19 protein-coding genes are annotated in these 20410 nt (G+C 61.1%); 3 read left to right on the top strand and 16 right to left on the bottom strand.

Annotated elements, in window-relative coordinates:
* From AC2FNB_RS12485 to AC2FNB_RS12470, 4 genes are all read right to left on the bottom strand, one after another.
* Positions 1-231 (bottom strand): ATP-binding cassette domain-containing protein (locus AC2FNB_RS12485; protein ID WP_496746718.1); only part of this gene is annotated, 231 nt, incomplete at its 3' end.
* The gene (locus tag AC2FNB_RS12480; RefSeq protein WP_496746722.1) at positions 228-2111 is read right to left on the bottom strand and encodes a dipeptide/oligopeptide/nickel ABC transporter permease/ATP-binding protein; all 1884 of its coding nucleotides are present in this window, start codon (positions 2109-2111) and stop codon (positions 228-230) included. The genes AC2FNB_RS12480 and AC2FNB_RS12485, both read right to left, overlap by 4 nt.
* Complete coding sequence (locus AC2FNB_RS12475) at positions 2111-3058, bottom strand: ABC transporter permease (protein ID WP_300068285.1); 948 nt, start codon at positions 3056-3058, stop codon at positions 2111-2113. Before AC2FNB_RS12475 ends, AC2FNB_RS12480 begins: the two co-directional genes overlap by 1 nt.
* Before the next feature lie 54 nt (positions 3059-3112).
* Complete coding sequence (locus tag AC2FNB_RS12470) at positions 3113-4687, bottom strand: ABC transporter substrate-binding protein (RefSeq protein ID WP_496746714.1); 1575 nt, start codon at positions 4685-4687, stop codon at positions 3113-3115.
* Between the two features lie 87 nt (positions 4688-4774).
* Here AC2FNB_RS12470 and AC2FNB_RS12465 point away from each other — a divergent pair, with 87 nt between their 5' ends.
* Positions 4775-5437 carry a DUF1028 domain-containing protein gene (locus tag AC2FNB_RS12465; RefSeq protein ID WP_300068291.1) on the top strand — a complete coding sequence of 221 codons (663 nt, stop codon included), beginning with the start codon at positions 4775-4777 and terminating at the stop codon, positions 5435-5437.
* 11 nt (positions 5438-5448) lie between these two features.
* On the opposite strand, the gene AC2FNB_RS12460 is transcribed toward AC2FNB_RS12465, so the two are convergent.
* Positions 5449-6342, bottom strand: a complete 894-nt coding sequence (locus tag AC2FNB_RS12460; RefSeq protein WP_480748781.1) for a glutaminase — start codon at positions 6340-6342, stop codon at positions 5449-5451.
* A gap of 19 nt (positions 6343-6361) precedes the next feature.
* Positions 6362-7123, bottom strand: a complete 762-nt coding sequence (locus AC2FNB_RS12455; protein ID WP_300068294.1) for a FadR/GntR family transcriptional regulator — start codon at positions 7121-7123, stop codon at positions 6362-6364.
* Positions 7124-7214: 91 nt separating this feature from the next.
* Between AC2FNB_RS12455 and AC2FNB_RS12450 the strand changes: the two genes are divergently transcribed.
* Positions 7215-8432, top strand: coding sequence for a M20 family metallo-hydrolase (locus tag AC2FNB_RS12450; RefSeq protein WP_480748543.1), 1218 nt, complete (start codon positions 7215-7217; stop codon positions 8430-8432).
* A gap of 1124 nt (positions 8433-9556) precedes the next feature.
* Here the strand turns inward: AC2FNB_RS12450 and AC2FNB_RS12445 are convergent.
* The 8 genes from AC2FNB_RS12445 to AC2FNB_RS12410 all read right to left on the bottom strand — a co-directional run bounded on the left by AC2FNB_RS12445 (position 9557) and on the right by AC2FNB_RS12410 (position 16122).
* Entirely contained in the window at positions 9557-9973 is a 417-nt protein-coding gene (locus AC2FNB_RS12445) for an MAPEG family protein (protein ID WP_496746710.1), read from the bottom strand.
* Positions 9974-10013: 40 nt separating this feature from the next.
* The gene (locus tag AC2FNB_RS12440) at positions 10014-10937 is read right to left on the bottom strand and encodes a DMT family transporter (RefSeq protein ID WP_496746708.1); all 924 of its coding nucleotides are present in this window, start codon (positions 10935-10937) and stop codon (positions 10014-10016) included.
* A gap of 40 nt (positions 10938-10977) precedes the next feature.
* Complete coding sequence (locus AC2FNB_RS12435; protein ID WP_496746705.1) at positions 10978-11565, bottom strand: OsmC family protein; 588 nt, start codon at positions 11563-11565, stop codon at positions 10978-10980.
* A gap of 12 nt (positions 11566-11577) precedes the next feature.
* A complete protein-coding gene (locus tag AC2FNB_RS12430) occupies positions 11578-12741 on the bottom strand; it encodes an NAD(P)/FAD-dependent oxidoreductase (RefSeq protein ID WP_496746703.1) in 1164 nt (387 codons plus the stop codon).
* Positions 12742-12753: 12 nt separating this feature from the next.
* Positions 12754-13995, bottom strand: coding sequence for an NAD(P)-binding domain-containing protein (locus AC2FNB_RS12425; protein WP_496746701.1), 1242 nt, complete (start codon positions 13993-13995; stop codon positions 12754-12756).
* Positions 13996-14026: 31 nt separating this feature from the next.
* A complete protein-coding gene (locus tag AC2FNB_RS12420) occupies positions 14027-14590 on the bottom strand; it encodes an OsmC family protein (protein WP_496746699.1) in 564 nt (187 codons plus the stop codon).
* 114 nt (positions 14591-14704) lie between these two features.
* Positions 14705-15175 carry a cupin domain-containing protein gene (locus AC2FNB_RS12415; protein WP_496746697.1) on the bottom strand — a complete coding sequence of 157 codons (471 nt, stop codon included), beginning with the start codon at positions 15173-15175 and terminating at the stop codon, positions 14705-14707.
* Positions 15176-15228: 53 nt separating this feature from the next.
* Entirely contained in the window at positions 15229-16122 is an 894-nt protein-coding gene (locus AC2FNB_RS12410; protein WP_496746695.1) for a class I SAM-dependent methyltransferase, read from the bottom strand.
* A gap of 125 nt (positions 16123-16247) precedes the next feature.
* Here AC2FNB_RS12410 and AC2FNB_RS12405 point away from each other — a divergent pair, with 125 nt between their 5' ends.
* Entirely contained in the window at positions 16248-17819 is a 1572-nt protein-coding gene (locus AC2FNB_RS12405) for a winged helix-turn-helix domain-containing protein (protein WP_496746693.1), read from the top strand.
* A gap of 463 nt (positions 17820-18282) precedes the next feature.
* On the opposite strand, the gene AC2FNB_RS12400 is transcribed toward AC2FNB_RS12405, so the two are convergent.
* Positions 18283-19254, bottom strand: a complete 972-nt coding sequence (locus AC2FNB_RS12400; protein WP_496746691.1) for a pyridoxal-phosphate dependent enzyme — start codon at positions 19252-19254, stop codon at positions 18283-18285.
* Positions 19251-20408, bottom strand: coding sequence for an aminotransferase (locus AC2FNB_RS12395; protein WP_496746689.1), 1158 nt, complete (start codon positions 20406-20408; stop codon positions 19251-19253). Before AC2FNB_RS12395 ends, AC2FNB_RS12400 begins: the two co-directional genes overlap by 4 nt.
* Positions 20409-20410 lie beyond the last annotated feature (2 nt).

Raw genomic sequence — 20410 nt, 5'->3', positions numbered from 1 at the left:
TTCGCCATTGATCTCGATCGTGCCGGAGCTGGGCGGCAGGAGACCGACGAGCATCCGCGCGAGCGTGGATTTTCCGCAGCCCGACTCTCCGACAATGCCAAGGGTTTCGCCTTCTTCTACCGTCAGGGACAAGGGTTGCACGGCACGCACCAGCGCCTTTGGTGGGCCGAAAAGGCGCTTGCCGACAGGAAAGACCTTGCCAAGGCTTGTCAGCTTGAGAGCAGCGGTCATTGGAGTACCTCCTGCGCGGGGAGTTCCGGGGTGATGCAACGCACAAGGCTGTCGGAGGTGTGCGGCGCAAGCGCGATGTTGCCCCGCCGACAAGCGTCGCTTGCCTTGTGGCAACGCTCTGCAAAGGCGCATCCCTCGGGCAGTTTGTCCACCACGGGGGGCAGGCCGGGAATGGCAGCCAGTTCGCGGCGTCCCTGGCCCAGTTCGGGCACACAGGCCATCAGCCGCGCCGTATAGGGGTGGGCGGGTGCGTTCAGGATAGTCTGTGTCGGGCCTTCCTCGACGATCCGGCCCGCGTACATCACCGCGACCCGGTCGCACAGCTGGGCGACCACGCCGAAGTCATGGGTGATGAAGATAATGGCCAACCCGCGTTCCCGCCGCAGGTCATCCAGCAACGACAGGATTTGCGCCTGCACGGTCACATCCAGTGCCGTGGTCGGTTCATCTGCGATGATGACCTCGGGCTCGTTGGCCAGCGCCATGGCAATCCCCACGCGCTGCCGCATGCCGCCCGACATTTCGTGCGGGTAGCTGTCGACACGCTGTTCCGCATTCGGGATACGCACTGATTTCAACAGGTTGATGGCGTGTGCGCGCGCCTTGTGCCGATCAAACGGGTGATGTGCCCGAACCGCCTCGATCAACTGGTCGCCAACAGTATAGAGCGGGTGCAGCGTGGCCAGCGGATCCTGAAAGATGTAGGCGATCCTGTCGCCCCTGAGCGACCGCAGTTTTTCATAGGGCGCGCCGATCAGATCCTCGCCCTTGTAGTGGACCGCGCCGCCGGTGATCACGCCGGGGGGTGAGGCCACAAGCCCCATGATGCTGAGCGCGGTGACGGATTTGCCGGAGCCGCTTTCGCCGATCACCCCTAGGCATTCGCCGGGGTTCACCTGCAAATCGACACCGCCGACGGCGTTGTAGACGCGGTCCTTGACGTGAAATTGCGTTTTCAATCCACGCAGTGCCAATAAGGTGTCGGGTTTGGCTTCCGGGACCGGTCCGGTCCGTTTGACCATGGTTGTCGGCATCGGGCGCGACAGGGCGCCGGATTTCAGGCGCGGGTCCAGCGCGTCGCGCACGCCGTCACCCAGAAGGTTGATGGCCATGACGATGATCAGGATCATCGCGCCCGGCACGACCGAGGTATGCGGATTGGTGATCAGCGCCGAGCGCGCCTCGCCCAGCATGGAGCCAAGGTCGGCCTGCGGCGGCTGCGACCCGAGGCCCAGAAAGCTGAGACCGGCGGTTTCAAGGATCATCCAGCCGATCGTTGTGGACATGGCGATCACGATCACCGGGATCACGTTGGGCAGCACCTCGGTCAGGATGATGCGCGCATCTGTCATGCCCGACAGCCGTGCTGCGTCGACGAATTCCTTATGGGCGATGCCCACGGTGATTCCACGAATGTTTCGGGCAAAGAACGGGATGTTGACCGCCGCGACCGCGATCAGCGCGTTCATCAGCCCCGGCCCAAGGGCTGCGACAATGGCCAGCGCCAGTAGGATGTAGGGGAAGGCCATCAGCATGTCGACGCCGCGCATGATGATGTTGTCCGTGCGCCCGCCGTTATAGCCCGCGATGATGCCGATGGCCGCGCCAAGCGTCGCGGCGACGATCGCGGCGGCGAAACCCACGGCCAGTGACAGGCGCGTGCCCCAGATCAGGCGGCTGAGAAGATCGCGCCCGAGGTGATCGGTGCCCAGCAGGGCGCCGTCGGAAAACGGCCGCTTGAACCGGTTCGCCGTGTTGGTCACATCGGGATCGGCCAGCGGCAGAAGCGGCGTGATCAGCGCAAGCACGACGACCAGCCCCATCACGATCAACCCGCCTAGCGCAAGTCGGTTGCGCGCCAGAAGCTTCAGGAAGGCCATCATGTCTTGATCCTCGGGTCGAGCAGGCTTTGTGCGACATCGACCGCGATGTTGAACATCACATAGCAGGCGGCGACGAAGACCACGCCGCCCTGCACCAGCAGGATGTCCCGTTTGAGGATGGCATCGACCAGCATCCGCCCGACCCCGGGCCACTGGAACACCATTTCGATATAGACCGCCCCGGACAGGACGAACCCGGCCTGCACCCCCAGAACCGGAATGATGCTGACCATCGCGGCACGCAGGGCATGCCGCCAGATGACCGAGCGTTCATGCACGCCCTTGGCCCGCGCGGTACGGATGAAATCCTGACGCAGCACCTCGAGCATGGCCGAACGCGACAATCGAGCGATGACCCCGGTTGCCACCACCGCCAGCGCCAGCGCGGGCAGGGTCAGGTGGCTGATGAGCGCAGACAGGTCGCGTGCGCCATAGATGGGCCACATGCCTGAGACCGGGAACCATCGCAGTTTCACCGCAAAGATGAGGATCATCATCATACCAAGGAAAAACGATGGAATGGAGATACCCAGAAGAACCGCAAAAGTGATGGTCTTGTCGGCCAGGCCGTATTGCCGTGCCGCCGATACGACGCCCGCGGCGATGCCGAGGATTGAACACAGGACAAAGGCCGTGCCCGCCAGGATCAACGTCGCCCCGAAACGGTCAAGCACCTCGTCCAGGACCGCCCGGTTCAGTGAGAAGCTGCGCCCGAAATCGCCCTGAAGCATGTTGCCAAGCCAGATGAAATATCGCTGCACCATCGGCTTGTCCAGACCGAGGTCGCGGTTGAGTTTTTCCACGTTTTCCGGGGTGGCGTAGGACCCGAGAATGGCTGTGGCAGGGTCACCGGGGATCATGGCCATGATTACGAAAACAATGATCGAAATGCCGAACAGAACCGGAATCGCGGAAATCAGCCTTTTCAGGATATAGCCTGCCATTGCCCCCTCCCGGAAATGTGCAGCCGCGCAAGGCGCGCGGCTGCACCAGTCGCTTTAGTTCTTGGTCACGTCATCCAGCAGCAGGAAGAACGACGGCTGGAGCGAGAAATTCTCGACACGGTCGGATGTCACCGCATTCTGCTTCCAGTTGGCCACGAAGACCCAGGGCGCGTCTTCCTGCACGATCACCTGCATCTCCTGATACAGGCGCGCGCGCTCTGCCTGATCGGTGGCTACGCGGGCGGCTTCCAGTAGTTCGTCAACCTTCGGGTTGGAGTAGTAGCCGGAGTTGAATCCGCCCTGATCCGGCCATGCATTCGTACGCAGGGCAAGGAACGGAAGCGTGTCTGGGTCGTTGGTCATCCACGCCATTTCGGCCATGTCCGCCTTGCCTTCAAGGCCCGGATTCACCTCGCCAAGGAAGGTGTTCCATTCATAAGTCTCGATGTTGACGGTCAGGCCAACTGCCTGAAGGTCGGCCTGGATCGCGGTGCCCATGGCCACGGGATCCAGCATCCCCGACCCGCCCTCGGTGACGTAGAATGTCAATTCGGCGCCCTCGGCACCCGCCTCGGCAAGCAGTTCGCGCGCCTTGTCGGGGTCGTAGGGATAGGGTTCCAGGCTTTCGTTGTAGGCCCAGGCGAACGCAGGCGGAGTCGGGCCAGCGGCAACGGCGGCGGTGCCTTCCAGCACGTCGTTCACGATCGCTTCCTTGTTGATCGCATAGTTCGCGGCCTGACGAACGCGGACATCGGCAAAGGGGCCTTCCTTGGCGTTCAGGATCAGAAACCAGACGTGGGGCCCGGCCTGTTCGTGCACGGTGTAGGTTTCGCCCTGAAACTCGCTCAGCGCGACCGGGGGCACTTCGACCATCAGGTCGATGCCGCCTGCAAGCATCTCGGCGGTGCGGGTGTTGGCGTCGGTGATCGGACGGAAGACGACGGCCTGCAATTCGGGCGCGCCGTCCCAATAGTCCGCGTTGGCCTCGATGACCACTGCTTCGTTCGACCGCCATTCTGCGAATTTGAAGGCGCCGGTGCCGGACGGGTTGCGACCGAATTCGGCGCCATGCTGTTCGACAGCGGCCGGCGAAACGATCAGGCCGGTGGGATAGGCAAGGTTCGACAGGAACGGCGCATAGGGCGCGTTCAGGGTGAAACGAACGGTCAGATCGTCTACGACCTCGACATTCTCGACGGCCGAGAAGAAGAACGACAACGGGAACGGACCGGTGTTGTGGTAGGGATGATTTTCGTCAAGCATCCGGTCGAAGTTGAATTTGACCGCTTCGGCATTGAAGGCGCTGCCGTCATGAAAGGTCACGCCGTCGCGCAGGTTGAAGGTGTAGACCGTGCCATCTTCACTAATGTCCCAAGATGTGGCCAGCGAAGGTTCGACTTCAAGCGTGCCGTCCTTGTAGCGCACCAGCCCGTCATAGACGTTCATCAGGATGCGGAAATCGTTGACGGCGGTCACGGCGGCCGGGTCAAGCGCCTTGGGTTCGGCGATCTGCCCAACGATCAAGACATCATCGGGCGTCTGAGCCTGGGCCGCGAGCGGAGAGAGAGCAAGTGCCGTGGCTGCACCAGCAGCCAGCATTGCCCTGCGGGACAGTTTCAGCAGTTTCATAAGGTGTCTCCCTGTTATTTATCATGATGAATTGCATTCACGCAAATTATCATGATAAATACAAGAAAAATGTGTTAGGGCAGTTGAATGACCTTCTCGATTCTGACTTTCGACAAGAAAACAGGCACTTTTGCCGCCGCCGCAGCCACAGGAAGTCTCTGTGTGGGGGGGTGGGTTCTGCGCGGCGATATCGAATCAGGCCTGGTGGCTTCGCAGGGAACAGCGCCCAGTACGTTCTGGCGGGATAACGTGTTGCGGGCTATGCATCAGGGGCAATCGGCAAAAGAGGCTGTTGAGGCGGTGACCAAGAGCGATCCGGGGCGCGGACATCGCCAGCTGATCGCACTTGACCGTCAAGCCCGCGCCCACGGATTCACCGGGGCCGATAGCGTTGCCTATGCGAACCACATCACGGAACCAGGAATAGCCATCGCCGGAAACATGCTGAAAGGGCCAGAGGTGCTGGAGTCCATGATGTCTGCCGCGCGGACAGACGATATTTCAGTTGCTGACCGAATGCTTCGCGTTCTGAGCGCCGCAAAACAGGCCGGCGGCGATAGTCGAGGGGTGTTATCCGCTGCGCTGCTGGTACTTGCCCCGGATCGTGCCCCGTTGGATTTGCGCATCGATCACAGCGATGATCCCATCTCGGAATTGGAGAGCTTATGCCACCGGACCCGGCAACCCCCGTATTGCGATTGGTTGTCAGAGGTTCCCGTTCTCTTGGATAAATCTCGCGCCCCCGAGTAATCGCTGCCACCCTAAAACACCGACCAGCCCGTCGCCCGCGCCAGCATCGCCGCCGCGCGGGTGCCTGCATGTGAGTTCCCATAGTGGTTCAGCCCCGGCGACCAGATCGCGATTGACGCGACCTTCGGCGCGATCACCATAATTCCGCCCCCGACCCCGCTCTTGCCGGGCAGGCCGACCTGATAGGCGAACTCTCCTGACCCGTCATAGTGGCCGCATGTCATCATCAACGCATTGATACGCCGCGCATGCCGGGGCGAGATCACGTTCGGGCCGGTCGCAAGCCGGGCAAGCGATCTACCGGCAAGGGCGAGCTGCCGTGTTGTCATCTCGATTGCGCATTGATGGAAATAGGTCCCAAGGGTCAGGTCCGGCGCATTTTCGAGGTTGCCATGCGATTGAAGGTAATGTGCCAAAGCCTTGTTACGGGCGCCCGTCGATTTTTCCGACGCTGCGACACGTTCGTTGATATGAATGTCGTCGGTTTCCGCCAGAGTTCGGACCAGACCAAGAATTTCAGCGAGGGCCTGTTTGGGTTGCCGTCCGGACAAAAGCACATCGGTCGTGACAATTGCCCCAGCGTTCACAAAGGGATTGCGGGGGCGGCCCTTCTCGCGTTCCAGCAGGACGACGGAGTCAAACGACGTGCCGGATGGTTCGCGCCCGACTCGGCTCCACAATTGGTCGCCGATGCGCCCCAGCGTCGCCGCAAGGGAAAAGACCTTGGACACGCTTTGTATCGAGAAGGGGTCATCCGCAGCCCCGACGTTTAGGCATTCGCCGTTTGCCAGACAAACGCTCATCGCGAACCTGTTCGAAGGAACGTTCGCCAATTCCGGAATATACTGGGCTGGCGTACCCCAATTGTCCTGACGAAAAATCTCGTCATGGATGTCGCGCAACATGCGCTCTGTCAGGACCACATTACTCTCCCAGAAACCGCCGCTGCAAATGGGCTTCCTGAACGCACATCAGTTCTTCTGCGATCTGCATATGCGAATACATGATCTTGCGGGCCTGTTCCGGTTCGCCCTGCCGCAGGGCCTCTACCAGTTGCAGCTGGTGTTCCCGCCCCTTACGCCAAAGGTCGACGTTGGGTGGATCATATAACTGGCGATAGACTGTAAGGTCGGTCAGCGTCTGGGCCATGAACCCGATGACAAAGCCAAGCAACCGATTGCCAGCGAAATCCGATAGCCGGGCATGGAAAACCAGAGAGCTGATGTGCTGCTCTTTCTCTTCATCGGCAGAAGTCGCAGGTTCAGGGTGTCTCAGCGCAAGGCTGTGCAATTCCTCCAGCTGTCCTAAGTCAAGCCGCCCGGCAAGGCTGGCGGCGAGTTCGGGCTCCAGAACTTTCCGCATTTGATAGATGTCGGCGATGGACAGGTTCTGAAAGTAAAAGTAATTGGCTAAGAGGGACCGGGCGCGCTCAGTGGAAACCTCTCCTACAATGCTTCCACCGCCGGGGCCGGTCTTGGTCACGATCAGGCCTTGCGCCTCGAGAATGCGCAGCGCTTCACGGACAGTACCCTTAGATACACCAAACTGCTCAATCATCGCGCTTTCATTGGGCAGCTTGTCACCTGCCTTCAGATCACGTTCGACCACCCATTGTTTGATTTCATCCGCAACCCGAACCGGTCGCGATCGTTTTGGCTTGGGCGACGGTGTGCCGTTACCGTCCATACTGCACCTCAAATTTTATCATGATAAAATCATAGACACCTCAAGCGTCTATGTGTAGGGAAATATTTATCATGATAAATTAGAGGTTACCATGAGCTGGGGACAGTGCGCACAAGACCGGTTGTCGGATATCGCCAGATGCAGCGTTGATAGAAAAGGCGTTACGCGGTTTCCCTTTACGCCCCAGCACGAGGCTGCGCTGGATGTCATTCGCTCATGGATGTCACAGGCTGGCCTAAGAGTGCATATGGACGCGGCCGGCACACTCATCGGTCGCACGGAAGGGCCAAAGGGCGCGCCGACATTCTTGATCGGATCTCACCAGGATTCTGTGAGGAATGGCGGACGATACGACGGGATCATGGGCGTTGTCTTGGGGTGCCTCGCGCTTGAGAAACTTGTGGCAGACGGGATCGAACTGCCCTTTTCAGTCGAAGTCCTCGCCTTTGCCGACGAAGAAGGCGTTCGGTTTCCCACGGCCCTGATGGGGCCGCGCGCTTTGGCAGGCACCTTTGATCCGGCGATCCTGGATATGGCGGACAAAGACGGGGTATCCCTTCGGGCCGCGCTTGCCCGCTTTGGGGGTGATCCGGACTGCGTCGCGTCACTGGCACGGGACCACGCCAAGACATTGGGCTATCTGGAGGTCCATATCGAACAAGGACCGGTGCTGGAGGCAAAGGATAGCGCGCTTGGGGTTGTCACGGGCATCTGTGGCATCGAGCGGAACACTGTCACATTCACTGGCGATACGGGTCATGCCGGTACAGTTCCCATGGACGGCCGCCGTGATGCTCTGGTGGCCGCCTCGGATTTCATTTCAGCCATCCATGACGCGGCGAAACAGGCCACCGATCTGCGGGCGACCATTGGCGCATTGTCCTTGCATCCTAACGTAGTGAACGCGATCCCACGCGCGGTTGAATTGACCTTGGAGATTCGGGCGCTGAACGACACCGTCCGCGACGATTTCGCAAGATTGGCACGATCCCTGGGCGATAACATCTCGGGCGGGCGTCGCGTAGGGTTTTCGATGGAACGTACCTATGAACAACCCGCCGTACCATGTAATCGCGATCTGATTGACGCCCTGTCGACTGCTACCGGCGCAATCTGCCCAACCGCGCCGCGCCTGCCGTCCGGGGCCACACATGACGCATCGGCCATGGCAGACCTCTGTCCAATCGCGATGCTGTTTGTCCGCTGCGAAGACGGGGTTAGCCACAAACCAGAAGAATTCGCCGCGAGCGACGACATGGATGCTGCAATTCAATCTATTGCAACCTTTCTTGTGGCTTTGGAAGTTTGAAGCAGACTGCGATATCTCTAAGAACAAGCGCGTATCACAGCACTCTTTCCCGCAAGCATAAAATACACGACCTTGATCCACACGACGTCTTGCTCAAAGCCCAGAGTTCTGGTGCGAGAATTGCGAAGTATCGAATAGCTGCGCATGATGTGATTGAACGACTGGTCTGGTGTAGATTTCCGGCTTTTCCAATAGACACCGCTGCAGGTGCGAGCGATTGGCGCAAAAGCGATAGCTGCATCAGCAAAAGTCCGGTCTGTCCCGCGTGGCGGTCATAGCCGAATTTTTAACCAGCGTCTGCTTTCGCGCGAAACGGCCGTTGGAGGCTGAAACTTCTGTTTCGCTTGCCCGAACGACTGCTCAACGGCGCTTAGCTGTCATCTGAGCAAAACGCTCGGATGACCGAGTCGAGGCCAAAGCGACGGTTTCTGCAAACTGTACGAACGTCGGCTTTGGGCCGCGATTGAAGGCATGGCGGATCATGGATGCTTAGATGCTGCGCTGCTTCCGAGGTCCGGTCAGAGCCCACTCTAACCCGGCGCTGCGGTTTCGATGAATGTCTGGAGTCGTTGCAAAAGGTGCCGTTCGATCTCAGCCTCGCGGTTGCTTCATGCCGGATGGAACCGGTGGTTGCAGACCAATCGTTGGTATCCAAGACTTTTCCACTGATAACCGGTTAATGTAGCGTCAATTTGCTGCTCCCCGTAATACCCACTGGCCACTGGTTGAATATCCGTATGTGTACGCGCTCGTTAGAGTTTAGCTGGAGTGCCAGGGTCAAGCGGGGTTGATTGGAAGGTGGGCCGCTGTTCAGTTCCTCGATTCGAAGGGGCAATATCCGGTCAGGCGTGCTCAGCTTTTAGCCAGTTGCAATGGGAAGGCCTGGCTGCAGATCAATATGGCGCAGGATGGTATCCGATCATTCCACGCCTTTTGCGGTTGTAACTTCGGCGATACACGTTCGGGATGTCCGTCGTTGGCGGGAAACCTACCGGCACTGGTGGTTTGGTGCGATTAAATGCGTTGTCCGGCTGCTGTGCGTCCGCGGTTCTGGGCGCAAGGGCTCACAGAAATGTCAGAGCATGATCGCGTGCACCTCTTGGCAGGCAAGGCGCAACGCCCAATCAACCCAAAACAACAATGACCGCTGCGGCCATCATCGACAGAACCTGTATCAGGAAGAAGGCGAAGCGGGCGACGGCTACCCGCTCGGTCTGTTCAAAGGCGACATGGGTGATCGAATGCGCAATGCGCGCAACGACAATGGTGACGGCCACTACGTCCAGCGCAGTGTGCGACACGCCTGTCAGATGCGCGGCAAGGACCAAGACCGCGAAGACCGGCAGGTTTTCCACACAATTCGCGTGCGCCCGCAGGGCGCGCAGGTACCAATCGGCGCCTTGTGGCCGGTCACCGCGCCATTCGCGCACTGTTGCCCGTCCGGCAAAGACCTGCGACCAGCGATAGACACCCACCGTTGCGGTCAGAAGCAGCAAGGTCCACATGGCGAAAACAAGAAGGGCTGCGATGGGAGTGGTCATTGTCTTGACTTCCTTTGAAGAGGCTTTGGGATTGCGAAGTTCATGTCTGTTCGCGGCAAACGACGGGACCGTTTGCCCACCAGAGAGCCCTGGGGACGCGACCGTCGATCACGATCAGTCCCGCGAGGATGAACGCAACACCGATGAGCTGCATGGGTCCGGTCGGCTCGTGCAAGATCCACGCGCCGATCAAGAGCGACGATACCGGTGCGACGAAGGTTACGAGCGACACGTTGGTGGCACCGATCCGCGGGAGGATGGAATAGAGCACAAGGAAAGGCAGGGATGTCAGGCCGAAGCCAAAGACCGCCAGCGAAGCAAAGTTTTCCGGGATTGCCGCGGCGGAAACGCCTTCGACCGCCAGAGCAAACGGGACAATCAAAACAGCGCCGCCGGTCATCGCCCATGTGGTCGCTACAACCAGATCACACTCCTTGAAACGTGACACGAAATTCAACGCGACGGCGTAGCAAAGCGGGCTGATCATCGCCAAAAGGACGAACCGCCAGTCCGAGACACCATTGTCCGAACCGCCGGACACCAGGATCGCCACCCCGGCGAACCCGAACAGGACGCCGGTGGCTTTCGGCATTGTCATGCGCTCGCCGCCCCGCCAGACATGGGACAGGACCACCACCAGAACCGGTGTCAGAGCGCCCACGATCCCCGCCACCGAAGATGCGATTTGCGTCTGAGCGAAAGGGAACACCGCGAAGGGGATGGCGTATTGGAAGGCGCCGAGAATAAACAGGCCCGCAAGAACGGGTCGGGGAAGAAGGACCTGTTTTCCAGACAGGAGAAGCCAGATCCAGCAGCCCAACGCGCCGATTCCGACCCTGAAGCCGGATATCGTCAGGGCGCCGAAATCGTGGCGCAGGGTTTCATTGAAAGCGAAAGACGCCCCGAAGGTGTATCCAAGGGCAATCAAGATGATCCAGTAGCAGGTCGGCATCGTTTTTTCCATGTTTCGGGGTCACCTGACCCTGTTTTGTTGGACAGTGCGGTCACCCGCGGGTTTGGAATTGCTCGAGTTTGGTCACGACCATCTGCTTGTCGCGCAGCGCGAGGTACCATGGGTCACGCGCAAGCGCGGTCTTGACGATGGCGGCCACCACGTCGGGGTCTTCGTCGCTGTCGATCGCGATCGAGATATCGGTCAGGAGCGGTGCCGCAGACTGGCTGCCGATGCCGAACAGGGCCAGGTCGTACATGTCGGTTTCGACCGTTACCTCGACCTGCCTGAACGCCCTGCCCTCGTTGGCGGCATGCATCTTGATGGCGATGGCGACGCAGCCGGCGATGGCGGCCCTTGCATAGAAGCTTGGCGATGGGCCCGCAGCGTAACCGCCCATGCCGCGCCCGAGATCCGAGACTGCGGTGAACTTGCCCTGGCTAATGTGGCAGGCAAGGCCGTCGCGGATCACTCCGGTTGTCGCGGTAATGCTGCGTGCCAGGTCGGGATCGGCTTGCATCCGCTCCACCGCCCTGGCCTGCGCAGCCCGGATGCCTGCGTCGCGGTCCGCGTCCATGGAACTGGGGTGGATCAACGTTTCCATCGGTTTCACTCCTTCGGTCTGCAAATGACTGTTCACTGGTCTCTCCGTTCACGCGGCAATGGCTGGCAAAGCGGGCGTTGGGCTTACCTCACGGAGCTCGGATTTCATGCAGTCGTTGAGTTGCAGGTGAAGCGCCTTGACCTCGTCAAGGCTCCAGTTCAGCGCGGCAATCCTTCGGGTGACGTCGAAGAGCGGGTGGCTCATGGCGTTTCTCTCGTTCTGATAGTCGAGCGGGTGATCGGGTGTGTGCGCGAGGGCGCGGGCCAGACGGCGGGCATCGAGGAATGCGTCGGTGATGCCATGGGCGGTCGCCGGGTCCTTGAAGTATCCGGCATCGCCGACCAGTGCCCAGCCGGGCCCCGCGCAGTCGCGCATGTGCCCCGGCGCGCCGCCATAACGGCGCAGGCGGCCGCTCTGGGGAAGTCCGCGCAGCAAGGTGGCGAGTTCCTCATTGCATTGAGCGATGATCCCGGCCATGCCTGCCAGCGGGTCGGAGGCGAAAGTGGTCTTGAACGCCTCGGGCCTGACAGCCGCAAACACGCAGTGATTGCCATCGTTGGTCGGGATGGCGCCGGCATAGCTTTGCTGTCCGAAGTACCAGCGATAGCCCCGGTTTTCGATGCCGTGGAAGTAGCCGTAGATTGCGGCAGTACGCTCCGGCGCTTCGGCTTGCATTTGCGCTCCTACCGAACACGCCACGGAAGACATGCGTCCGTCCGCGCCGATCAGGATCGTGGCAGAAACGTCCAGGATGCTGCCATCCGTGGTCGCCAGCCGGGCACCGACAACACGACCACAAACGTCCCTTTTCGCGTCGAGGAAGGTCACTCCGGTATGCAACTCGGCTCCGGCCCTGATCGCCGCGTCGGCGAGGATCCGGTCAAGCACGTAGCGGCGCGGTGCATAAAGGCCCTGAACCCCGCCATGAGGCCGAATGAGAACGGGTGTGCTTTCCGCGCCGTAGTGAAAACTGGTGGCCGTGACGAGCGGTGCGCCGGTCTGTTCGATCTTTCCCAGCAGACCCCAGTCGTTCAGCAAGGTAACGGCGGGGCGCATCAGGGCATGGGTCGACAATGTGTCGCTTTCAGGCAGGTCACGGTCGATCATCAGGACCCGAGCTCCGGCCCGGGCCAGTTGCAGCGCGGTTGCAGAGCCGGCACAGCGCGCTCCGATGATGATTGCGTCGTAGTGTGTGCGTTCGAGTTCGTGCATTGAACCATCCTTTCACGCAGCCATGGTCTGGCCGAGATGGCCGGCAAGATGATCGGCAAGGTCGCGGGCATCGTCGCCCGCGCCGTCGATGAAGGTGGACTTGCGGCGGCGCAGGAACGGCAGGCCCATGACGTAGAGGCCGGGGCGAACCACGCCGCCCGTGTGCAGGATCCGGCCCTTGCGGTCGAAGACCGGCAGGTCGATCCAGCTGTGGTCGGGGCGGTACCCGGTGGCCCAGATGACGGCCCCGAACCCTTCGCGGGCGAGGTCGACCGACAGGCGCGGCGCCTCGGGTATGCGCGTGCGCGGCAGGCGGTGGGGCGGGTCCATCAAGGGCTCCAGCCCGGTTTCCACGGCCCATTCGTCGAACCCGGCCAACAGGCGGTCCATCTTCAGGTCGGCGGCTGTGCAGTGGTTGGCCAGGGATCCCGAGAACAGGGCGACCCCGTCCCGGATGCCCGCCATGCGGCCGACCAGTTCGATGCCCATGTCCTGAAGCGCGTTCAGGTCCAGCGGGTTGTCGCCGGGCTCTCCGGTCAGTTGCAGCGACGGCAGGCGGCGCTGGCGGTCGAGGTCTTGGACCTGATCAAAGCGTTCGCCCCAGCGGCCGGTGATTTCCATCCAGGTCAGGATGTCGGCGTCACGGTAGGCGCGGGGGACGCGCACATGTTCGCCGACGGCCAGCGTGACTTCGCGCCCCGACAGCTGGATCTCGCGCGCGATCTGGGTGCCGGAGGCCGAGGCGCCGACGACCAGAACCCGGCCGGGCGGAAGGTCGCCGGGCCGCTTGTAGTCCAGCGGCGTGAATTGCGCGACATCGCCGGGCAGGTCCGAGGCAAAGCCCGGGCGGCTGGCCAGGGCCGCGGCGCCGGTGGCGACGACGACATTCTCGCAGTCGATGGCGCCCTGACCGGTCTGAACGCGGTATCCTCTCCAGTGCGGCGCGATCCCGAGCACCGAGGTCTCGGTCATGACGGGTGCCTGCGTCGCACGGGCGTAGTCGTCGAAACGGGAGATCAACCCGGACACGGACATGTAGCCTTCGTGGTCGCGCCCTGCATAGGGGGCCCCCGGCAGGCCGTTCATCCAGTTCGGGGTCAGCAGGCGCAGGCTGTCCCAGCGTTCGGTGCGCCAGCTGTTGGCGATCTTGCCGCGCTCGAGGATCACGTGATCCACACCGCGCGCGGCAAGCTCTCTGCTCATGGCGAGCCCGGATTGCCCGGCGCCGATGATGACGGTCGTGATCTGTTTCATGACGCTCGCTCCTTGTCAGGGGTCGGTCGCCTCAGGCGACCGACACGTGGACGTTGGTGGGGTTGGTCAGGATGTCGAAGACGGCCGACCGTTTCTGCGACTGCGAGACCAGCGCGGCGATATCCTCGGCCGAGGCATCGGCATCGATCTGGAAGGTGGCGCGGATGGCCGAGAAGCCGTTACGGATATCCGCGTCCATGCCCAGGATGCCGCGCACATCGACATCGCCCTCAACGATGACGTTGACCGCCTTCAGCTGGATGCCGCGATGTTGCGCGACCGAGGCGACACCGCCGGTCAGACAGCTTGCCAGCGCGGCCAGCACGATTTCCGGCGGGGTGGGTGCACGGTCGGCGGCATGGAAGACCTCCGGGTGATCGGACTCGATCTTATAGGTCTTCTTGCGCTCATGCTCCTGGCCCAGGCCGAAATAGCCGTTCAGGCTGTTGCTGCTGTAGGTGCCCTCGATCCATTTGCAGTTGCTGCGGAAGGTGAAGGCCGCGGCTTCGGGCATCTGCTCGAATGCGCCGCGTGCGCCCATCAGGGCTTCGGTGTCGACGCCGTTGTCGGCTTTGATGTTGGTTTGAACGTTCATTTTGGGTTCCTTTAAGGGTTGGGTTTGGTAGAAGGTTGCGCGATTGCGCCGGTGATTGGTCTTCGGGGGAGCCGCGGGCCGGTGTCCGGCACGCGGCGGGACAGGGTCCATGCACTAGTTCATCGGGTTGTCGGCCGGATCCATGTAGGTGATGTCGAACGGGCCGGGGCCGTGGATCTGCAGCACCGTCTCGGCGCTGGTCCAGGCGAAGTGGGGGTGACCCGCCGGCATCTCGACGAAGCCGCCAGAGTTGAGCAGCGTGGTCGCGGCGCGATCCAGCTTGTTGCCATGGCCAATGTTGAATTCACCGGAAATCACGGTGATCAGTTCGTCGCCGGAATGGATATGCGCGGGCACGTCATAGCCGGTGGGAAGCTTGAGCCGCAGCACGTACCAGCCGTCGGCAAAAGGATTGCCGGACAGGACGGCGATCTCGGCGCCGGCCGGCAGGACCGGCGGAGCAGGGGTCCATTCGGCCGCTTCGGGCAGGTAAGGCGCGGGGGCCATTTTGTCCCCAGCCTGGGCCGGGTTGCTTGCCGCAAGCGCAGCGAGTGCCGCGGCAAGAAGGATGTTGGAGGTCTTCATTGGAAATTTCCTTTCAAAGTTTGAGTTGGTTCAGGGTTGCGGTTGCCGGGGGATCAGCCGTTCGCTTCCGGCGCGCGGGCCGAGATGAGCCACGAGGAACTGTCCATCCAGAGCCCGCCTTCGCGTTCGATGACGCCCTCGAAAAGCTCGGACAGGGCCAGCACGATCTCGGCACGGCGGGCCTCTCCCAGGGCGCCGGCTTCGCGGTAGGTCTCACCCGCCGGTCCGATGGCCAGCTGGAAACACACCGCATCCTCGATATCGCGGCCGACATTGACCTTGGCGTCGATCCGGCGGAACGCGATGTCGGTGAAGCCTGCGGCCTCCATCTGCGCGCGGGTGGTTGCCTCATCGGCCATCGAAAACGGTCCCGGGCCGCAGGTCTGGGCATCCGGGCCCGGCGGTGGCAGGAATTTCCGCACCACGTCGCGGGCATCGAATACCCAGGGGTTGTCTTCGCGTTTGCGCCAGACGATATGCGCCATCCGCCCGCCGGGTTTGAGCGCCTTGCGCATCGTGCGCAGGCCGGCCACCGGGTTGGCAAAGAACATCGCGCCGAACCGGGCGAACACATAGTCATACTCGGCATCGCCCAGATAGGTTTCGGCATCGCGATTCTCGAACCGAACGTTCGGCAGAAACATACGCTCGGGACGGCTGCGGGCGAGGTCAAGGAAGGCATCGCAGCAATCGACGCCCAGAACCGCGCCTTTCGTGCCGACCCGGCGCCCCAGCGCCATCGCGGTGTCGCCGAAACCGCAACCGACATCCAGTACCCTGTCGCCCGGGCGGACATCCAGCAGCGGCATCACAACGTCGCTGTGGCGCGACAGGCCGCCCTCCATGATGTGGCGGTATTTGACGAATTTCGGGGCAAGGGTTTCGTTCCAGAATTGCACCAGAACGCTTTCCCGTTCCGCCTGACCTGGCTGCACATGCGTGTTCATTTCGATCTCCTGTCTATGGCCGGATGGGCCGTGCCAAAGACGGGATACGCGGCTTGAAGCTTGCAAGCTTGAGCATTGTCTGTGTTATTCTTGGGGATATGTGTGGATTTTCGGGGTAAGGATATTTGGAATATTCGTTCGATGACTTCCGGCTGCATATCGACCAGGGCGAATTGCGCCATGGAACCGAGCCGGTTGCCATCGAGCCTCTCAGCTTCGCCTTGCTGCTTTATCTGGTCGAGAACCCCGGCACGCTGATCACCAAGGACGAACTGGTCGAAAAGGTCTGGGGCGGGCGCTTCGTCTCGGATTCGGCGATCTCGACCGTGGTGAAATCGGTGCGGCGCGCGTTGGGGGATGACGGATCAACGCAGAAATACATCAAGACGGTACATGGGCGTGGTTTCAGGTTCGTCGGCAAGGTTTCGATCAAGGTTCCGGGCGCAATCGCCACGACCGCCGATGATCCGGCCGACACCCTTGCCGAGATCGACCGCAAGGGCACTGCGCCGGCATTGGCGATCCTGCCCTTTTCCGTGATCGGAGACGCGGGAACCCGGGCGGCCATCGCCGACGGGTTGCCGGCGGAACTGATCACGACGCTGACCCGCCTGCGCTGGCTCAAGGTCATTGCGCGCGGATCAAGTTTCCGGTTCCGCGGCCCGGATGTCGATATCGAACAGGTGCGACGCGCGCTCGGCACATCCTATGTGCTGACCGGCGAGATCGAGTTTCTCGGGCCGCTGGTTGCCGTGAACCTCGAACTGATCGACGCGCGGACGGCCCAGGTGGTGTGGGCGGATCGCCTGACCGCGCCGTTCGAAGAGGTGCATCAACTGCGTGAGCGGATCATCGCCCATGTCATCTCGGCGCTGGAACGGCATATTCCCCAGCACGAAGCTCAGCTTGCGCGGATGAGAAACCCGGACTCGCTCGATGCCTGGGCGTTCTACCACACTGGCCTGCAGCACATGTATCGGTTCAACAAGGCGGACAACGCCCTGGCCGACGGGTATTTCCGCCGGGCGCTGGACCTGGATCCGGGTTTCGCCAGGGTCCACGGCGCCCTGTCCTTCACCAGTTTCCAGTCGGCCTTCCTGCGTTACGAAGGCGACCGGGGCATTGCCATCGAAGCCGCGCGCAACCATGCGCTGCGCGGCATGGAACTCGACCCGCTGGATCCCTTCATCAACTATAATCTGGGGCGGTCCTACTGGCTTGAGGGAAGCCCGCAGGCGGGGTTGGGATGGCTCGAACAGGCCACCGCCCTCAGCCCCAATTTCGCGCACGGCCTCTATTCGCGAGGCTGGGCCGAGGTCATGGCCGGCGACGGAACGGCCGCGCTGGAGCATGTGTCGCGCGCCGTCGACCTCAGCCCGATCGATCCGTTCCTCTATGCAATGCTTTCGGCCAAGGGTCTTGCCTATCTGCATACCGGCGAGTTTGACCAGGCAGCCGATTGGGCCGAGCAGGGCGCCAGAAAACCCGGGGCGCATTTCCTGATCAAGGCGATTTCCGCAGCGTCCTGTCAGATCGCCGGGCAGCACGACAAGGCAGCCTACTGGCGCGATCAAAGCCTGGCCGCCCGCCCAGAAGCCTCGGCAGCCATGTTTTTCACGGCATTTCCGTTCCGGGATGAAGAAACACGCGGGAAACTGCACGACGCCCTGCTTAGCCTGGGCTACCAGGAGCGATGACATCCTTCGGCGCTGCGGCCGAACCATTCGGGAAAAGTCCGTGACGTGCCGGTGCAGTGTGATGCAGAACTACCGAAACCCGGAGATCACGATGCGGCCAACGCCACCTTATTCTGTGCCAGGGCGGCGCTGGTGCTCGCGGGCGCAGGGGTCTTGCTTCTCGGAGTTGTGGATGAAAAGCGCCAAACACGAGTAGCTCAGACCAGATAATGCCCGCTGTTGAGCGGGCTATGTACAACTGAGCCAAATGGCCCCAATGCATCCGTTTGCAGTCTTTCGCTGCGTTGGACACAGTGGCAGCAAAGTCCCGCTCAGCGGACCTTCGCCGCACGCCACATCAAGGTCTGCAACGCGGGACAAACCGGCCATTCACAAAGACCGAGTGAAAGACTGCTTTCGTTCCGTTTGTTGACAATGGAACAATGCCTACGCCGCAAAGCGAATTTCCGACAGCGCGGCTGTATCAAAAAGCTCCACTCTTGATGTGACTGCTAATTTTCGACCAGTCGAAATTGGCGCCGCAAAGCAAGACAACATTGGTCTGTCCACGCAACTCATCCGAGATCTGAAGGAACCCCGCAAGCGCGAGTGCAGCAGCCCCTTCGACCAGCATGTTTTCATCCACCGCCAGTGATCTTAGCGCGGCAGCGATTTCACCCTCGCCACAGGTAACGACCCGATCGACAACATCCAATGCCAGCGGCAGGGTCAGGCTGTCCTCATCCATGCCACCGGCGACCCCGTCTGCTAAGGTGTCGAGATGTTCGGTCTCCACAACCCTGCCTGCTTGCATCGACGCGGCCAGTGCCGCCGAGTTCTGTGCCGACACGCCTATCACCCGTGTTTGCCCGCCAAAGCTCTTCAGCACCGATCCGATGCCGCTGATCAGACCGCCACCTCCCATCGAGATGAAAATGTTGTCGATCCGTTCGAGCTGTTCGAGCAGCTCCAGCCCGATTGTTCCCTGCCCGGCAATCACGTCATGATCGTTATACGGCGAAACATAGCTGTAGCCGCCCGAGGCCGCGAGGCTTTGAGCATGCGCCTCGGCTAGGCCGGATTCCGCCCCATGCTGAATTACTTCAACCCCGAAGGCGCGGATTTTTTCGAGTTTCGCGGCGGCCACGGTTTCCGGCAGCACCACGGTCAGGTCCTGCCCGGTCAGCGACGCCGCGCGTGACGATGCAATGCCGTGATTTCCCGAAGAGGCGGTGATCAGCTTCTGCCCCGGATCGAGCGCCGTCATCTTGCTGGCGGCCCCACGCATTTTAAACGATCCGGTCAGTTGAAAATTCTCGGCCTTGAAATGCAGATCACATCCCGTTTTCGCACTCAGCACCTGCGCAGGTGGCACCGGGGTCTGGTAAATCAGATCTGCGATGCGCCGCCGCGCCCGAACCGAGCGTGCGGCGGATTGGAGCATGCGGTCGCTCATGCGATCACCGGTGCAGCAGCGGGTACACCGTCCTTTTTGAGTTGCGAGAGGAACGTGCTGACCTTTTCCAAACCGGTGTTCAGGATCGCCGGATCATTGGCATAGCCGATGCGCAGCCAGCCCTCCATGTGCAGAACCGAGCCGGGCGTGAACATCACGCCGGTCTCTTCCAGCAGACGAACACAGAATTCGCGCGAGGGCATATCGAAATCATATTTCAGCAGTGCCGTAGTGCCGGCCTTGGGTTTGACATAGCTGATCAGGGGCTCGTTCCGCACCCAAGCATCCAGGATTTGCAGGTTTCCCCGTGTGATCCGGTGGCTGCGCTCCAGAATTCGCGCCTTGTTTTCAAGTGCAAGGGCGGCGAAGTAATCATCCAGCATACCGACACTGATGGTGTTGTAATCACGGTGAATCGACACGGCCTCGATCACCTCCGTAGGAGCCACGATCCAGCCCAACCTGAGCCCGGCCAGAGAAAACGTTTTGGACATGCCAGCAACACTGATTCCGCGTTCATAGAGATCGGCGATGGCCGGGCCGAACCCGTCGCCATCCTGCCCCGTGCCGCGATAGACCTCGTCGCAGAGGATCCAGGCCTGTGATTGGCGTGCTATGTCGCAGAATTTTGTCAGATAGCCTGCATCCATCAGCGATCCGGTGGGGTTGTTGGGATTGTTGATCGCGATCAGTTTGGTCGCAGGCCGGATCAAAGTGGCAAACTCCTCCAAATCTGGCAGAAACCCGTTTTCCGGCCGCAGGTGCAGAATATCGACTGTGGCGCCATAGCTTTCAGGGATGGAGTAATGTTGCTGATAGGTGGGCCGGACCGAAATCACGTGATCCCCCGGCTCGACCAGGGTTTCATGCACAAGCGCATTGGCCCCGATTGCCCCGTGGGTGACCACAACATTGTGGCGTTCCTGATGCTGGTAGAGCGTGCAGATGGCATCACGCAGCCGGTCCGAACCTTCAATCGCTCCATACGTCATCTTCATCTGCTTCAGATCGTCCAGCACATCGGAGTTTTTGCCCGACATCTCCAGCAATTCTTCGATCGTCAGTGAGGCCACGCAGGTTTCTGCGAGATTGAATTTACAATGATTTTCAAACTCGTTCATCCAGATTTCAACGCCGAATGGTTTGATCTTCATCC

Source organism: Ruegeria sp. BHSB058, from assembly GCF_059613285.1.
Note: the sequence above shows the minus strand (reverse complement) of the source record. Positions and strands in the feature narration are given on the sequence as shown.

Coding starts and splice junctions, on each gene's coding strand:
- AC2FNB_RS12430 (WP_496746703.1), bottom strand. CDS start 12,741: ATGCACGAACTCGAACGCACACACTACGACGCAATCATCATCGGAGCG.
- AC2FNB_RS12480 (WP_496746722.1), bottom strand. CDS start 2,111: ATGGCCTTCCTGAAGCTTCTGGCGCGCAACCGACTTGCGCTAGGCGGG.
- AC2FNB_RS12420 (WP_496746699.1), bottom strand. CDS start 14,590: ATGAACGTTCAAACCAACATCAAAGCCGACAACGGCGTCGACACCGAA.
- AC2FNB_RS12470 (WP_496746714.1), bottom strand. CDS start 4,687: ATGAAACTGCTGAAACTGTCCCGCAGGGCAATGCTGGCTGCTGGTGCA.
- AC2FNB_RS12425 (WP_496746701.1), bottom strand. CDS start 13,995: ATGAAACAGATCACGACCGTCATCATCGGCGCCGGGCAATCCGGGCTC.
- AC2FNB_RS12450 (WP_480748543.1), top strand. CDS start 7,215: ATGAGCTGGGGACAGTGCGCACAAGACCGGTTGTCGGATATCGCCAGA.
- AC2FNB_RS12415 (WP_496746697.1), bottom strand. CDS start 15,175: ATGAAGACCTCCAACATCCTTCTTGCCGCGGCACTCGCTGCGCTTGCG.
- AC2FNB_RS12445 (WP_496746710.1), bottom strand. CDS start 9,973: ATGACCACTCCCATCGCAGCCCTTCTTGTTTTCGCCATGTGGACCTTG.
- AC2FNB_RS12460 (WP_480748781.1), bottom strand. CDS start 6,342: ATGTTGCGCGACATCCATGACGAGATTTTTCGTCAGGACAATTGGGGT.
- AC2FNB_RS12440 (WP_496746708.1), bottom strand. CDS start 10,937: ATGGAAAAAACGATGCCGACCTGCTACTGGATCATCTTGATTGCCCTT.
- AC2FNB_RS12475 (WP_300068285.1), bottom strand. CDS start 3,058: ATGGCAGGCTATATCCTGAAAAGGCTGATTTCCGCGATTCCGGTTCTG.
- AC2FNB_RS12410 (WP_496746695.1), bottom strand. CDS start 16,122: ATGAACACGCATGTGCAGCCAGGTCAGGCGGAACGGGAAAGCGTTCTG.
- AC2FNB_RS12465 (WP_300068291.1), top strand. CDS start 4,775: ATGACCTTCTCGATTCTGACTTTCGACAAGAAAACAGGCACTTTTGCC.
- AC2FNB_RS12395 (WP_496746689.1), bottom strand. CDS start 20,408: ATGAAGATCAAACCATTCGGCGTTGAAATCTGGATGAACGAGTTTGAA.
- AC2FNB_RS12400 (WP_496746691.1), bottom strand. CDS start 19,254: ATGAGCGACCGCATGCTCCAATCCGCCGCACGCTCGGTTCGGGCGCGG.
- AC2FNB_RS12455 (WP_300068294.1), bottom strand. CDS start 7,123: ATGGACGGTAACGGCACACCGTCGCCCAAGCCAAAACGATCGCGACCG.